Source organism: Sporosarcina koreensis, assembly GCF_000826145.2.
Taxonomy (GTDB): Bacteria; Bacillota; Bacilli; order Bacillales_A; family Planococcaceae; genus Sporosarcina; species Sporosarcina trichiuri.
On record NZ_LN651337.1, the window covers coordinates 1111792 to 1125365 of the forward strand.

15 protein-coding genes are annotated in these 13574 nt (G+C 54.5%); 3 read left to right on the forward strand and 12 right to left on the reverse strand.

Annotated elements, in window-relative coordinates:
• Window positions 1-10 precede the first annotated feature (10 nt).
• The 10 genes from BN1190_RS11315 to fadH form a co-directional block, all read right to left on the reverse strand.
• Window positions 11-874 (reverse strand): DUF58 domain-containing protein, encoded by an 864-nt coding sequence (locus BN1190_RS11315; RefSeq protein ID WP_040287000.1) that lies wholly within the window; start codon window positions 872-874, stop codon window positions 11-13.
• Window positions 871-1863, reverse strand: coding sequence for an AAA family ATPase (locus BN1190_RS11320; RefSeq protein ID WP_040287001.1), 993 nt, complete (start codon window positions 1861-1863; stop codon window positions 871-873). Before BN1190_RS11320 ends, BN1190_RS11315 begins: the two co-directional genes overlap by 4 nt.
• A 20-nt stretch (window positions 1864-1883) precedes the next feature.
• The gene (locus BN1190_RS14860) at window positions 1884-3464 is read right to left on the reverse strand and encodes a hypothetical protein (protein ID WP_052461800.1); all 1581 of its coding nucleotides are present in this window, start codon (window positions 3462-3464) and stop codon (window positions 1884-1886) included.
• A gap of 14 nt (window positions 3465-3478) precedes the next feature.
• Window positions 3479-4330, reverse strand: coding sequence for an ABC transporter permease (locus BN1190_RS11330; RefSeq protein ID WP_040287002.1), 852 nt, complete (start codon window positions 4328-4330; stop codon window positions 3479-3481).
• A complete protein-coding gene (locus BN1190_RS11335) occupies window positions 4311-5261 on the reverse strand; it encodes an ABC transporter ATP-binding protein (protein ID WP_040287003.1) in 951 nt (316 codons plus the stop codon). The genes BN1190_RS11330 and BN1190_RS11335 overlap by 20 nt, the downstream gene beginning before the upstream one ends.
• On the reverse strand, window positions 5258-7657 hold the full coding sequence (locus BN1190_RS11340; protein WP_144036088.1) for a hypothetical protein: 2400 nt from the start codon (window positions 7655-7657) through the stop codon (window positions 5258-5260). The genes BN1190_RS11335 and BN1190_RS11340 overlap by 4 nt, the downstream gene beginning before the upstream one ends.
• A gap of 69 nt (window positions 7658-7726) precedes the next feature.
• The gene (locus tag BN1190_RS11345) at window positions 7727-8620 is read right to left on the reverse strand and encodes a LysR family transcriptional regulator (protein ID WP_040287005.1); all 894 of its coding nucleotides are present in this window, start codon (window positions 8618-8620) and stop codon (window positions 7727-7729) included.
• A 126-nt stretch (window positions 8621-8746) separates the two neighbouring features.
• Window positions 8747-9187, reverse strand: coding sequence for a cyclic-di-AMP-binding protein CbpB (gene cbpB, locus BN1190_RS11350; RefSeq protein WP_040287006.1), 441 nt, complete (start codon window positions 9185-9187; stop codon window positions 8747-8749).
• Between the two features lie 133 nt (window positions 9188-9320).
• The gene (locus BN1190_RS11355) at window positions 9321-9560 is read right to left on the reverse strand and encodes a hypothetical protein (RefSeq protein ID WP_040287007.1); all 240 of its coding nucleotides are present in this window, start codon (window positions 9558-9560) and stop codon (window positions 9321-9323) included.
• Between the two features lie 77 nt (window positions 9561-9637).
• Window positions 9638-10396 carry a 2,4-dienoyl-CoA reductase gene (fadH, locus tag BN1190_RS11360; RefSeq protein WP_040287008.1) on the reverse strand — a complete coding sequence of 253 codons (759 nt, stop codon included), beginning with the start codon at window positions 10394-10396 and terminating at the stop codon, window positions 9638-9640.
• Window positions 10397-10590: 194 nt separating this feature from the next.
• Here fadH and BN1190_RS11365 point away from each other — a divergent pair, with 194 nt between their 5' ends.
• On the forward strand, window positions 10591-11058 hold the full coding sequence (locus BN1190_RS11365) for a YkyB family protein (RefSeq protein WP_040287009.1): 468 nt from the start codon (window positions 10591-10593) through the stop codon (window positions 11056-11058).
• 36 nt (window positions 11059-11094) lie between these two features.
• Here the strand turns inward: BN1190_RS11365 and BN1190_RS11370 are convergent, their stop codons facing one another.
• Both BN1190_RS11370 and BN1190_RS11375 read right to left on the reverse strand, forming a co-directional pair.
• Window positions 11095-11955, reverse strand: a complete 861-nt coding sequence (locus BN1190_RS11370; protein ID WP_040287010.1) for an NAD(P)-dependent oxidoreductase — start codon at window positions 11953-11955, stop codon at window positions 11095-11097.
• Window positions 11956-12148: 193 nt separating this feature from the next.
• Complete coding sequence (locus tag BN1190_RS11375) at window positions 12149-12325, reverse strand: aspartyl-phosphate phosphatase Spo0E family protein (protein ID WP_082023354.1); 177 nt, start codon at window positions 12323-12325, stop codon at window positions 12149-12151.
• A 221-nt stretch (window positions 12326-12546) separates the two neighbouring features.
• Between BN1190_RS11375 and BN1190_RS11380 the strand changes: the two genes are divergently transcribed.
• Window positions 12547-12753 (forward strand): YkvS family protein, encoded by a 207-nt coding sequence (locus BN1190_RS11380; protein WP_040287011.1) that lies wholly within the window; start codon window positions 12547-12549, stop codon window positions 12751-12753.
• Between the two features lie 50 nt (window positions 12754-12803).
• Complete coding sequence (locus BN1190_RS11385; protein WP_040287012.1) at window positions 12804-13544, forward strand: hypothetical protein; 741 nt, start codon at window positions 12804-12806, stop codon at window positions 13542-13544.
• Window positions 13545-13574 lie beyond the last annotated feature (30 nt).

Consider the following 13574-nt stretch of genomic DNA (forward strand, 5'->3'; position numbering starts at 1 on the left):
CACCTCCTCATCAGCGCACCCACTGTGCACGTCTCATCTGTCTGGTGAAAACATCTTCCGCTCCGTCTGCAGGTGATGTATACAGCACGCTGATGCCGTATTTCCCCGCGTGTCCGAGCAGCCGCCTTTCGTGTTCCTCCATCCGCCGGGTATATGCGGATACGGAGGCGGCGGTCATCGATACCTCCGCTGCGGTATCCTGCTCTGCATCGATCAGCCGAACATCCCCTTCGAAAGCAGGCTGCTGCTCATCAGCGGAACGGACGATGAGCAGCCGGATGTCCTGACAGCGGGCCTTCAGTTTCCGGAACGTCTGCTCAAGCACTTCGGCAGGCTCCAGCGCATCCGTGATGACAAACAATATGGTCGTGCCGCGGGGGATTGACGGTATCCCTTCCTGCAGTCCCGTGTTTTCCTCAGGAACCGGAAACGCCGCAATACGGGCACTCCAGGCATCCGCCTGCCGTGCGCCTTTCCGTCTGACCACCGCCGGGTCCGGTGTCCGGCTGAGCGACGCCGTATCCCCATTCTTCAAAGCGATCTGGCCGAGGCCGATGGCGAGCTGCTGCGCAAATGGCCACTTGCCTCCGAAATCCATCGACTTGCTTGAATCGAGCAGGACATGGATGCGCATTTCCTGCTCGTCAAGGAATTGTTTGATGAAATACGTGTCCGTCCGTGCGTAGACATTCCAGTCGATATGCCGGATGTCATCACCCGGATGGTATTCCTTGAAATCCGAAAATTCCATGGACGCACCGCTCTTCTTCGACAGATGGGTCCCTTTATGATGGCCGAGCCGTCCTGAGCGCCGGTTGAACGCCAGCCGTCCGAGACGGGCGGCGAGCTTTGCGGGAAACAGGAGCGGCTTCACCCGGCCGTCTCCTTCCGCAGATTCCCGAGCACGTGATCCAGGAAGATCTCCTCCGTGATCCCTTCCGCCTCCGCTTCATAATTCAGCTGCAGGCGGTGCAGGAGCGCCGGCTTGGCCACTGTCCGGATATCGGCAATGGAGACGTGGACCCTGCCGGACAGGAAGGCTCTCGCCTTGGCGAGCCGGATGACCGACTGGAGGCCGCGGGGACCGCTCCCGAACTGGATATAGGAGGACCAGTCATCGCCAGTCCCGGTCTGCGGCTGTGTGGCTGTCACCAGACGGACGGCATAATCGATCATGTCTTCCGCGATGACGACCTCACGCACGAGCTGCTGGACTTCGAGCACTTGCCCGGCTGTCATCTTCTTTTCAATACGGACTGTTTCCGTTCCTGTGGTCCTCCTGATGATTTCCTTCAGTTCGTCTGCGGACGGATACGGCAGATTGATTTTGCAGAGGAACCGGTCGAGCTGCGCCTCCGGCAGCGGGTATGTACCTTCCAGGTCGATCGGGTTCTGTGTCGCAAGCACAAAGAAGGGCGTGGGCATATCATAGGTCTGTCCGAGGACAGTCACCGTCTTCTCTCCCATCGCTTCCAGCAGTGCACTTTGCGTCTTCGGTGTCGCCCGGTTGATTTCATCCGCCAGGACGAGCTGGCTGAACAGCGGCCCCTCGCTGAAGGTGAACCGCTGCTGTCCGTCCTCACCGCGTTCCAGCAATGTTGTCCCGGTGATATCGGACGGCATCAGATCGGGGGTGAACTGGATCCGTTTGAATGTCAGATCGAGCACCTCACCGATTGTACGGATGAGCATCGTCTTGCCGAGACCCGGCGCCCCTTCCAGCAGGGCATGGCCGCCTGCTGCGATGGACAGCAACGTATAGTCGACCGCCTCCTGCTGCCCGACGATGAACCGCCCGATCTCTTTTCGCACCTGTTCCATCTGTCCGCTCAGTTCCTCGAAATGTTGCATCGATACTTCCATATGCTGTTCCCTCCCGGGTGTTAGTCGATTGAAGAAAAATAGTCCGATACGAGTTTTTCCAGTTCCGGTGACAGCGGCAGGCGTTCGGTCTGCTCCAGATACGATTCTTTATACCTGCCGACGACCTCTTCATACGGCCGGATCGTCCCTTTCCGGTTCACAGTCTGTTTATCATTTGACTGCGCAGCGTCGCCCCTGCCGAGTTTTCCGGAATCCGTATCAGGACTGCCGGCTTGGCCGAGACGGTCATTTGGGATCGACAGAAGATTCCTGCCGCCCGAGCCGGTCCCTGCCCCCGGGCCAAGCCCGCTGCCGGATCCTTGACCTTGACCTTGACCTTGCCCTTGGCCTTGGCCTTGGCCTTGGCCTTGGCCTTGGCCTTGGCCTTGCCCTTGGCCTTGACCTTGCCCTTGGCCTTGACCTTGCCCTTGGCCTTGCCCTTGGCCTTGACCTTGCCCTTGGCCTTGACCTTGCCCTTGGCCTTGACCTTGCCCTTGCCCTTGACCTTGCCCTTGGCCTCGGCTATGCCCTTGACCTTGTTGCCCTTGTTGCCCTTGGCTTTGTCCCTGCCCTTGGCTCTGACCTGAGCCCCGGTCTGCTTGCGTACCGCCCTCCTGGCTGCCAGGGTGGCCGCTCTGCTGACCGGTTTTCTGCCCGTTTTGCTTATTGCCCCCTTGGCTGTCCTGCCCGGTCTGCCCCTGCCTGCCGTCAGTTCCCTGACCGGCAGCGAGCTGCGGTAGCGGCGGAGCTTTTCCGATCGACTCCAGTTTCCGGTATGCCTGATCACCGGCGCCCGCAAGTTCCGCCGCGGATTTTTTCAGTTCCTCCAGTTCAGCGGTCTCACTTCCCGTCAGCTGTGCTGATTTGCCGCTGTCCGCCAGCCTTTCTTTCCCTTCCAGCTGCTGCTTGCGGAGCTGGAGCTCTTTCTGAGTCTTGACGACCTCTTTGAGGGCCTGCCCGGCATCAGATGTCTTCTTCAATTCATCCGCAAGCGTTTCCAGCTTCTTCTTCATCTTTGGATCCGCCGTTTCAGCGGCCAATGCAGCTGCCTTCTTCCCGAGAGTGTCCACCGTTTTCCGGACAACCGCCGCATCGTCCGCTTCCTGCTGAGCGGGTGCCGGGAATAGGGTCAGCAGCAGCAGTCCCATCGCGGCCGCTGCCGCAGCTGCAGCCCTCCTCCAGTCAGGACGCCGCTTTTTCCGTCGTGAAAACAGCTGGTTTGCGGCTTCCATCCGGTCTGCGGTCCTTGCAATGAGCAATCTGCCAAGCGGGGACTGCTGTACGTCCTCATCGAGTACTGTCAGAAGCAGATTGTCCGGCAGATAGCGGTCCAGCTGCCGGGCCGCCTCGCGTTCCGAAGGCCGTTTCCGGAATATGACCACAGACAGGATCATGCCGGCTGAAAGTGCAGCCGCAAATGCAAACAGCTTGTAAGAGGGGAAGACATAAAACCTGGATATGAGCAGGACAGCGGCTGCACTCAGCAGAGTCCAGATCATACCGTTCACCGACTCTACATAGAACCGCTCGATACGCAAGCTTCTTCTTGCTTTCAACACTGAGCGGCGGATCTGCTGCAACTGCTCTTTCTGCTGGGTCATCCGCTATCGCCTCCTCATTTCGGCTTCTTCATATTCACCCGCAGCCGTTTCGTCGCCAGCCAGATGGACAAGACGGCAATCAGACCGTAGAACAGGACATATACGATCCACATCGGGAACTGCACTTGTGTCACTTCTTCCACCATGCCCCCGACTTCCGGGGCGAGCAATGAGGCAAAAAAGATCTCCGGATTGATGGCTGCCAGGAAGAAACCTGCGACCGATTTACCGGCCGTCCCTGAACCGAGTGCCGCCATCTGCTTCACCTGCACGATGATCAGGAAAAGGAACGGGATGACAGCCGTGAAGAACAGCATACTGCCATACGTCACGATCATCGAAACTGTCGTCCTCCTGATCAGTGTGGAGAACAGGACACCGAGACTGCCGAGCGACAGCAGGGTGATGAACAGGAACAGCAGGGACTTCAGGAGCAGCACCGGTGAGATGCCGCCGAACAGGAACACCATGCTGTACACCGGCAGTCCGGCAACAATCAGCAGCAGCAGGAACAGCACCGAAGACAGCAGTTTGCCGGAGATGATCTGGAATGAACTCTGCGATGTCGTCAGGAGCATGGGCAGTGTCTGCCGCTCCCGTTCGCCACTGATCGTGCCTGCCGTCAGCCCCGGCGTGATGAACAGCACGAGTCCGAGCTGGATGAACGTCAGGAACATGAACAGTACAACGCTCTCCGACGGTTTGAAGTAGATGGTGCCCGACAGGCTCGTTGTCGTATAGATGAACCCGAACACGAACAGGCACATCGCCGCCAGGTAAATGAGGATGCCCGTGAAACTTTTGGCGCTCCTGAATCGCAGTTTCACTTCTTTGGCGAGAACAGGATTATTGAACTGGGCTCTCAATCGGATCCTCCCCTTTCGTGATCTGCATGAAGACATCTTCCAGATCCGCAGAGTCCTCGGAGAAGGAGACGATCTGCACGCCGGACTGCACAGCATTCTTCAGAAGCCGGACCTGTTCTTCATCATTCCCTTTGAATGTAAACGACAGCATCCCTTCCCCCGCTTCCTGGCGGATATGGGAGACAGCCGGATCCTCTTCGAATACGGAGACCACAGCTGCTGCACTGCCGATGAAACGGACAGTGACCGTCTTCTCGCCCTTCAGCTGCGCCTGTATGTCCGGGACCGAACCGTGCGCGATCAGTCTGCCGCCATCGATCACACCGATTTCATCGCACATTTCTGCGAGCTCCGGCAGAATATGGGACGAGATCAAGATCGTTTTTCCCATTGCTCTCAGCGAACGGAGGATATCCCTCATCTCCACACGTGCCCGCGGGTCGAGACCTGAAGCCGGTTCATCCAGTATCAGCACTTTCGGGTCATGGATCAGGCTCCTTGCCAGGCAGAGGCGCTGCTTCATGCCGCGTGACAGGGAATCGACATACGTATCGCGCTTGTCGGACAGATTGACGAGCTCAAGCAGATCCGTGATGAGCTTCGGACGGTCCGCTGCCGGGATTCCGTAGCTCGCTCCGTAGAAATCAAGGTATTCATGGGCTTTCAGCTGATCATAGATGCCGAAGAAATCCGGCATGTAGCCGATACGCCGTCGGATCTCATCGGGTTTCTCCGTAATATTGATGCCATCGATGAGAACCGTGCCGGCGGTCGGCTGCAGCAATGTCGACAGGATTAGGAACGTCGTCGACTTCCCGGCACCGTTCGCTCCGACAAACCCGAATACCGTGCCTTCAGGCAAGGATAATGTCAGGTTGTCGAGCGCTGTGAAATTGCCGTATTTCTTCGTCAGGTTTCTGATTTCAATCATTTCACTGCCTCCCCTGTCAGCCGGAGTTCAGGCGGGTGTACCGGTTCACCCATCCGCTGATCGCTGATCTCCAGTTTCACCGTGACGGCCCCTTCTTTCGATACATAAGGGTCTGCCGGTTCCACAGTGAGTGTGCTCTTCCCTTCGAGCGGTTCATATTCCCCGCTCTCCGTGTTCAGTATGCTGACGCTGTACGCCTGCATATCCGCACCGAGCAGGTCCAGTTTGCTCCAGCCCGCGACATCTTTCAGGAAATCGGCCGGGAGCCGCCACGTCTGCGTATAATCCTTTTCATAGAACATATAGTCCTTCGTCATGTCATCCAGCAGCTCAGCGGACTGTCCGGTCGATGAGACCATCTCCATGTCCATCAGGTCACTGTCCACTTTCACGGTCCCTGACAGTACGGATCTGATATCGACCGGCTGCAGGATGACCGAGAGCGCAGAAGACTCCGCCTTCCGTCCGTCAAGTGAAACGTCCATGAGCTGTGCCCGTGCAGTGCCTGCAAGAAGCGGTTTCGGAGAATCATTCATATGCAGGGATGAAAATTCAAGAAGTCCCTCTTTCCGCATCGCAATAAGATCGTCCTGTCCGGCTGGCTGCTGGATACTGAAACCTGACTGGCCGGAGATCCTCGGTCCGAGCACGCTTGCTTTGACTTCTTTCCGGACTGTCAACGTCTCGCCTGCCTGGACTGTACCGAGCTCGATCTTCTTGGTTCCCGACAGGACCATGACATCCTCCATTGCGAACGGGAACGAATTCGTTATTGTACCTGTCAGCCGGCCGTCCGCGACGGTCAGCTGTGCATCGAACTTACCGGTGTCCGCCATTTCGGTCTTTCCGTAGAACGTCGCGACATTCCAGAAGCCGAGCTTGCGGAATGACAGCGTTTCAGCAGCCGGCCCCTTTTCGACGACGGCCCGCTCATGTGCCGGCTGGCCGCTTCCGAACAGACCGTCCACGGACGAGCTGACGAAGACGGAGCTCGGTTTCTGAAGGCTGAATGAGAAATCACCGCTTTTATCCGTCAGCAGCGATTCCACATAGTAGCCGGTCAGCCTGCCGTCCGGCTGCACTTCATAGACAGCGGAATGCTGCAGCTGCGATTTGCCGAGACGGTCCTTCGCTCCGTACGCAAAAATCACAACCGACACGAGAACCGCGGCAGCCGGAATGATCCACCAGGCATGCTCCCGTCTGTCCTTTCTTTTCAGGATGACGTACAGCAGCGGAATGATCAGGATCATATAGATCAGGATGAAACCGAAAAGAAGCGGTGTCGACACTTTGAAGGATGGGAACACTTCGTTGTTCTCACCGACACTCCATGCAAGATCATCCGCAGGACTGTTGTAGTATGACGAGACAGGACGCTGCGGGATGAGCAGGCTGCGCTTATCGAGGAGCGCCGGCCAGAACTTCTTCACGCCGATGGATGACCGGTAGGCGTCACTGCCGAATGTGAAGGATGTCTGGACGATCATACCGTTCCCGAGCTGTTTGGCAGCGGCAAGGATAATGCCGTCCTTTTCGAGCAGGATAACAGCATCTTTGGCGGCTGCCGCCTTATACCCTGGTATGGGTTCCTTGAATTTGTCTCCGAAGATGGCAGGCGGCAGCTGCTCGGCAGCTCCGAGATCTAATGGAAGGTCTTCACGGAATATCCCTGCTTCCGCAGCGGGATTGTCAGATCCGCTGAGCAGAAGCGTCCCTCCGCCGTTGACCCAGTCGAGCATCGCCTGCTGCTGATCTGCAGTCAGATCCGCGATCGGGTATCTGTCGGCTGCGATGATATCTGCCGCCTCCCAGCCTGCAGCTGTATCCGGCAGCGGCGGGCCGTCCGGTTTGGACAGGTTCAGCAGCTCCATTCCCTGGCTGCCTTTCAGCTGGATGTCCTTCAGCGAGGACAGGCGGTCGATATTTTCTCCGAGACCTGCTATGAACAGCGTCTCCGGCGGATAGGACGCCGAAGAAACCATTTGTGTGCCGGAATGGGCAACCTCCTTGCCATTTCTCCAGCCGTTTTCAAACAGGAAGATGTTTTTCTTCGCCGGACTGCCTGTATACGTCTGGGGGTCTTCCAGGGAATCCACGACCATGGATACCGTCTGCTTCTCCCCTTCCCCGACAGTGACAGGGATCGCCTGGCCTACTCCTGAAGATTGGCCGGACGCCGTATCGAGGATGAGATCCCCTGTGAACAGGCTGCCCTTGTTCTCCACGGTGATGAAGAGCTGTGCCCCTTCCCCCATTTTCGTTTTGTTATCGAGTCCGGCCTGGACGGATATCGACAGGTCCGGTGCAGCTGATGCACGGCCTGCAGGCACTATTCCGAGCAGGAGGGTCAGGGCAGCCAGCAGGCTGAATAGATTGGTCAATCGGCGTCTCATAGGTCCGCCTCACTTTCTATTTGGTTTCTGTCTAACTAAGTAGTACGTACAAACCCTAATGAGGTTGCATTATTCCAACAATCCAGAACTCTCTCTCAGCAGTTTTGCATGTTCTTCGATGACTTCCGCAAATGCTGCTACCTGTTTCAGATCAAAAATCGATTCATAGCCGATCAGATACGTATCCCTCGTCAGTTCGAACTCCGCTTCGCTGTTCAGCAGCGGAATCTTATTGACCGGTTCGTCCCCCCGCAACGTGATGGAGGGCAAAATGGCATAGCCGATTCCGTTAAGCGCCAGCTGCCGGCATGTCTCCATCTGATCCACGGTCAGCTGCCTGCCTGGATTCTTCGAAAAATGCCGCTGCCACCATTGCTGGATCTCCATGTAGTAGTTCGAGTCGCTTTTGAATTGGATGTATGGCCGCTTCGTATCTTTCAGCTGCTCGATCGATGTCAGCTCCTGATCGACCAGATACAGCTGGTCACGGAAGAGATATGTCCTCCGGCTGTTCCAGTCGACTTCTCCCCGGACGATGCCGATATGCGCTTCCCCTTCGTAGAGCGCCCGAAGGATTTCCGACGTCCAGCCCGTCATCAGGGAGATTTTAGCGTCCGGATACCTTTTGACGAAGTCCTTCAGCACTTCAGGCAGCCATGTCTGACCGACAATCGATGCACAGGCGATATTGAGTGTACCGTGCACCCGATCCGCAAGGGAGGCGATCCGCTCGATCGTCTCCTCCTTCCGGTGCACCGTCTCTTTAGCGTACTCGATAACCAGCTCTCCCGCTGCTGTCGGGACAAGCCCTTTCTGGGAACGCACAAAAAGTTTCGCTCCCCATTCCTTTTCAATTGACTGCAGCCGCTGTGACAGCGCCGGCTGGGAGATGAACAGCCGGTCTGCCGCTTTCCGCATGTTCCCTTCTTCCGCCAGCACTTTAATAATCTCAGTCGTATTCATGCTGTTCCTCCTCTGACTCCCCTGTCCGTCTTTTCAAATTGTTCTTGTTGCCAAAGCTATTAAAAAAGAGGCTCTTTTCGGGAGAAAGAGCCTCTGCTTATCCGGTCGAATGCTGCTGTTGCTGCATTATTTTGCGCTATATACATACTTCTTGAATTGTTTCAGCATAACCCGCCGCGTCAGGATTCCGGCAAATGTCCCGTCTTCTTCCGTCACACAGAGGAAAGTATGGTTGATGAGCAGATCCAGACCTTTTTGGAATCTGTCCGCAGTCCGGATGACCGGCAGTTCCGTCTGCATGATTTCATCGACTTTCAAATCCGACAGTTTCTCATATTCGATCCGTTCGAGTCCGAGGATGGCATCGGTGATCATACCGATCCCCAGCAGACCGCGCAGTTTGTATTTTGCATCGAGCACAGGAATGGCCGAGTATCCTGTCTTGGTCAGGACAAGCAGGGCGTGTTCGGCATTATTGCCGACTTGCACATGCGCCACTTTCTCTGCAGAGATCAGATAATCAGAAATCGGCATCACCAGAAATTCGTTGTTGTTCAAAGCAACCAATGTAAACCGCTCCTCCAGCAGCAACTTGTTACGACTCAATGCTGCTACTCTACTATATCATAGAGCCCGATGAAAAATGAAGGACGTCACGGAGAGAGGGCGGAAGTTTTTCCTCCATGAAAAAAGCCTCCGGTTAATAGGAGGCCCAGTAGTACATAATGATGACAGCCATAAAAAGCGCGGCGACCAGTATCACCCAAAAAATAGGGTTCAGCCCGACCGGATGATCTTCAATCGGTTCGGCGACACTCCGATCCTGTCTATTCAGCGCTCCTTCAGGATTGTATGCCGGCTTCTTCAGCACCGACAGAAGCCCGATCAAAAGTATGACAGCAATGACAACCATGATCGGGACGACCCAAATATCGAACATCTTCCATCCTCCTCTGCCGGATTCCTTTTGTGGTATCAGGCAGTCTCAGCATGCGCAGTCTGCAACCGGTCTATCCGTCAAAACGGAAATTGGTTCAGCCACTGGCCGCCATCCAGCGTGACAATCTCCCCATTCATATACGCGGCTTTGTCGGACATGATGAAAGCGGCGAGTTCCGCGATTTCCTCCGGCTTGCCGACACGTCCGAGCGGAACCGACTGGATCGTCCTCGCCGCGGCCTTTTCGGACTGGAACAGTTTTTCAGCACCGCCTGTGCGTTCAATCGGTCCCGGTGCAATGCCGTTCACCCGGACGCCGTACTTCCGTCCCCATTCCACAGCAAGTGTCCTTGTCAGGGACATGACGCCGGCTTTTGCGGCTGCCGAGTGGACAACACCCGGGCCGGCATCCCATGCGTATGTCGCAAGCATATTGAGGATGGCACCTTTCTGCCCCTTCTCTTTCCAGTAGTTCATGACTGCTTGCGAACAATAGAAAGTGCCGTTCAGCACAATGTCGATGACCGATTTCCAGCCGTTCGGCGACAGATCTTCCGCCTGGACGAGGAAGTTTCCGGCCGCATTGTTGACGAGTCCGTCGATCCTGCCAAACGTTTCATCGGCGTAACGGATCAGTGCCTCGATCGTATCGAGCTCACGGACATCCATCCGGAATGTGTACACTCCATCACCGATCTCGTTTTGGGCTGCCGTAAGCTTTTCCTCATCCCTGCCGGTGATGATGACAGCTGCTCCATCTGATGCAAATTTCTTCGCCATGTACTTCCCCATCCCGCTGGATCCGCCTGTTACGATGATCACTTTCTGCTCTGCCATTTGAATTCCCCCTTCAATGAATGAATACTCATTCAAATTGTATCATGATTCTGATTACTTATCAGCTTTCTAGTCGCTTATAAAGAAATTTCGGCCAATTAAACTTGAAACGCTCTTTGTCTATACTTCTTCCCGATTTCCTAGTACAATACTGTCAAATTGAAGTTTCAAAGTCCACGAAAGGAGGGCGTCCCTTGTCAGGAACAGCCTCTCTCCATGAAATCGCTGTAGCGATCTACACGGTCAACCGTCACGCAAAGACCGCTCCCGATAACCGGCCGCTGTATCAGCTGAAGAAGCAGTCCATCGCCAAACTGCTGGAAGCCGGGGAAGCTGAAAAGATCGGACTGCATTTTGTCGAGAATCCGAAGTTCAGCAAACAGCACTCCACCGTCCTTGTCCGCTGCGGTGATTTCCTCTTCCATACCCTTCCGGAAAAAGAAGACTTTGCGAAACTCCCCCATTTAGGTGAGCAGGATATGCAGTTCCGCAATCCGCAGGAGCGGATGAGCCTGAAGACAGCACGCGACCTGCTGACAGTGTTCACCGGCGGGACGGTTGAAACCGAACAGAAAGCTCCGTTAGCCGAACCGCCGAAAAAGAAGAAGCGGGTTTCGAACACAGCGGGATTCCGCTCCTCCTATTTGGACGGAAAACGATGAAAGGACATGCCGCGCACGGCATGTCCTTTCGTTTTTTCATTTATAATACTTGTACAGCACTTGTGTCCCTTTATCCGTATATCCTTCGTCACTCAGCCTTTCATACAATCTGATTGCCAGCTCGAGGCCGGGAAGAGGCAGCTCCATCGCCTTTGCTTCCTCGAGAGCGATCCGGAGATCTTTCAGGAAGTGCTTCGTGTAAAACCCGGGTTCAAAATTGCCTGCCAGCATACGCGGACCGAGATTCGACAACGACCAGGAACCCGCTGCGCCGGTGGAAATGGATTCCAGTACGTTTTCAGGATCAAGGCCTGCCTTTTCCGCATAAACGAGCGCTTCGCACACACCGATCATATTCGTCGCGATCGCAAGCTGGTTGCACATTTTCGTATGCTGCCCGGCACCTGCACCGCCCTGCAGTTTCATCTGGCTGCCGAACAGATCGAACAGCGGACCGGCTTTCCTGAAAGCTGCCGGTTCTCCGCCGCACATGACAGACAGGGTGCCGTTCCTGGCACCGACATCACCTCCGGATACCGGAGCATCCAGTGACATCATCCCTTTTTCCCGAGCAGTCTCTGCAATTCGGATCGCAAGCGCAGGACTCGACGTCGTCAAATCGATCAGCAGGCTGCCTTCCGAAGCCGCTTCTAAAATCCCGTCGTTCCCGAAGTAGACTTCCTCGACATCTGCCGGATAGCCGACCATGGTAAAAATACAGTCGGCTCCATCTGCTGCCTCCCGGACAGTCGGCGCCCATTCTGCCCCCGCTTCAATCAGCGGTTCCGCTTTCCGTCTGGTCCGCGTGTAAATCTTAACCGGATAACCGCCGTCCATCAAATGGCGGACGATACTGGCCCCCATAACACCTGTCCCGATAAATGAAATCTTTTTCATCTCCACTGCCCCCTTTACATGTCTCTTCCTATCATACAGCACACTATGCGATTTATCTCCGGCAAACAAAAAAAGACGGCTCCTGGGAAAGAGCCGTCCTCAAAAGGGGGAAATGAGAATGTTGCTGTGTTCGATTATAATATGCCCGTCTCACAGAACTTTAAACCCTATTTGAATCATTTTTTTAATTAGTTCAGCTGAAATCAGCATCAAACCGTGCGCATCTTCCAAAATGGCGCCGTTCTTTGTCGTATGAGTTGAGGAGATGATCCAATTCAACGCTGAGCCGGATCGTTTCGCTGGAGGAAAGCCCTTGTTCCCGTGCGGCTGTCAACAGTCTCTTGCGTGTCTGTTCGATTTCGATTTCCATTCTATTCAACAGGAACACCTCCTTCAGTTTTTAACACACCTCTAATTATCGTAGCATATCTGCTAAAGTTAAGATATCTAAACTTTTAGTCAAATTTCGACATCTTCTCCGATAGCTTGTAACATTTGTACAAATCTGCATTTCATGATACTTTACCTATATCCGAAACGTCCGAAACGGACTGCAAGACTACAAATCTGCAAACGAAGGAGCTGGAGAATATGGAAGAGTTGGAAAATCCGAATGTCGCCCCAGTTGGCTCCATCATCGAATTCGGTGACGGATTGCAAGGCATTGTGGAAAAAGTGAATGATAACTCAGTTATTGTCAACTTGACGTACATGGAAAACTTCGAGGATCTCGGTCTTGAAGAGAAAACCGTTGTCAACCATAAGCGCTACAAGATCCTTCACAGGAAAGAGGATTGAAACCTTTCACCGGCCGGCAGCGTTAACATGACGAAGGAGGAGATATACAGATGATGAACCGTAAACTTATGTACACAGCGTTATCCGCATCCCTCTTGCTTGCAGCTTGCGGAACGAGCGATGAAACTGCAGACCCTGCAGAAACAGTCAACACGGACACTGAAGGCACTGGCGCAGATACAAATGCAGATAGTGAGAACAAGCCTGCCGAAGGCGAAAATACGAACAGTGAAGGCATCACAGAAGATGATGTGGACGAATCAGGTGCAGCGGACTCTGAAACCGACACTGACGCAGATACCGACTCGGAAACCGATTCCGACAGCGCAGATACAGATGACGATTCAGCTGCTCTTCCGGATGCCAGCGAAACGAAGAGTGACGAACAGAACTTCAAGATGCAGGTGCTTCCTGATTACACACTGACAAGTGAAGAACCGGGACGTGACGTCCTCTACGCAAAAGACAATGAGGAATGGTTCATGAGCATTGAAACGACGGATGCAGCAGACGCTGATTACGACAAAGGGCTTGAAATGATGAATGAAAAGCTGGCAGCATCCAGTTCCGATTCCGATCCTGTGGAACTGACGGAGGACGATCAGCTGCCAACGGACACAAGCCTCGAAAAAGTGAAAGCGTACCGTGTCAACGCACCTGAAGGGCCGATCACCGCTATGATTTTCGAGAAAGATCAGATGCTCGTGACTGTCATGATGTATGACAACGCAGACGAGGACTATTACAGCGACTTCCTGAAGATGGCCGAAACAATTGAATCAGCTGAATAAGCATAAAAAAACTGACCGCTTCCAAGTAAG

Coding starts and splice junctions, on each gene's coding strand:
- BN1190_RS14860 (WP_052461800.1), bottom strand. CDS start 3,464: ATGACCCAGCAGAAAGAGCAGTTGCAGCAGATCCGCCGCTCAGTGTTG.
- BN1190_RS11355 (WP_040287007.1), bottom strand. CDS start 9,560: ATGTTCGATATTTGGGTCGTCCCGATCATGGTTGTCATTGCTGTCATA.
- BN1190_RS11335 (WP_040287003.1), bottom strand. CDS start 5,261: ATGATTGAAATCAGAAACCTGACGAAGAAATACGGCAATTTCACAGCG.
- BN1190_RS11320 (WP_040287001.1), bottom strand. CDS start 1,863: ATGGAAGTATCGATGCAACATTTCGAGGAACTGAGCGGACAGATGGAA.
- BN1190_RS11370 (WP_040287010.1), bottom strand. CDS start 11,955: ATGAAAAAGATTTCATTTATCGGGACAGGTGTTATGGGGGCCAGTATC.
- BN1190_RS11340 (WP_144036088.1), bottom strand. CDS start 7,657: ATGAGACGCCGATTGACCAATCTATTCAGCCTGCTGGCTGCCCTGACC.
- fadH (WP_040287008.1), bottom strand. CDS start 10,396: ATGGCAGAGCAGAAAGTGATCATCGTAACAGGCGGATCCAGCGGGATG.
- BN1190_RS11375 (WP_082023354.1), bottom strand. CDS start 12,325: ATGGAAATCGAAATCGAACAGACACGCAAGAGACTGTTGACAGCCGCA.
- BN1190_RS11380 (WP_040287011.1), top strand. CDS start 12,547: ATGGAAGAGTTGGAAAATCCGAATGTCGCCCCAGTTGGCTCCATCATC.
- BN1190_RS11385 (WP_040287012.1), top strand. CDS start 12,804: ATGATGAACCGTAAACTTATGTACACAGCGTTATCCGCATCCCTCTTG.
- BN1190_RS11345 (WP_040287005.1), bottom strand. CDS start 8,620: ATGAATACGACTGAGATTATTAAAGTGCTGGCGGAAGAAGGGAACATG.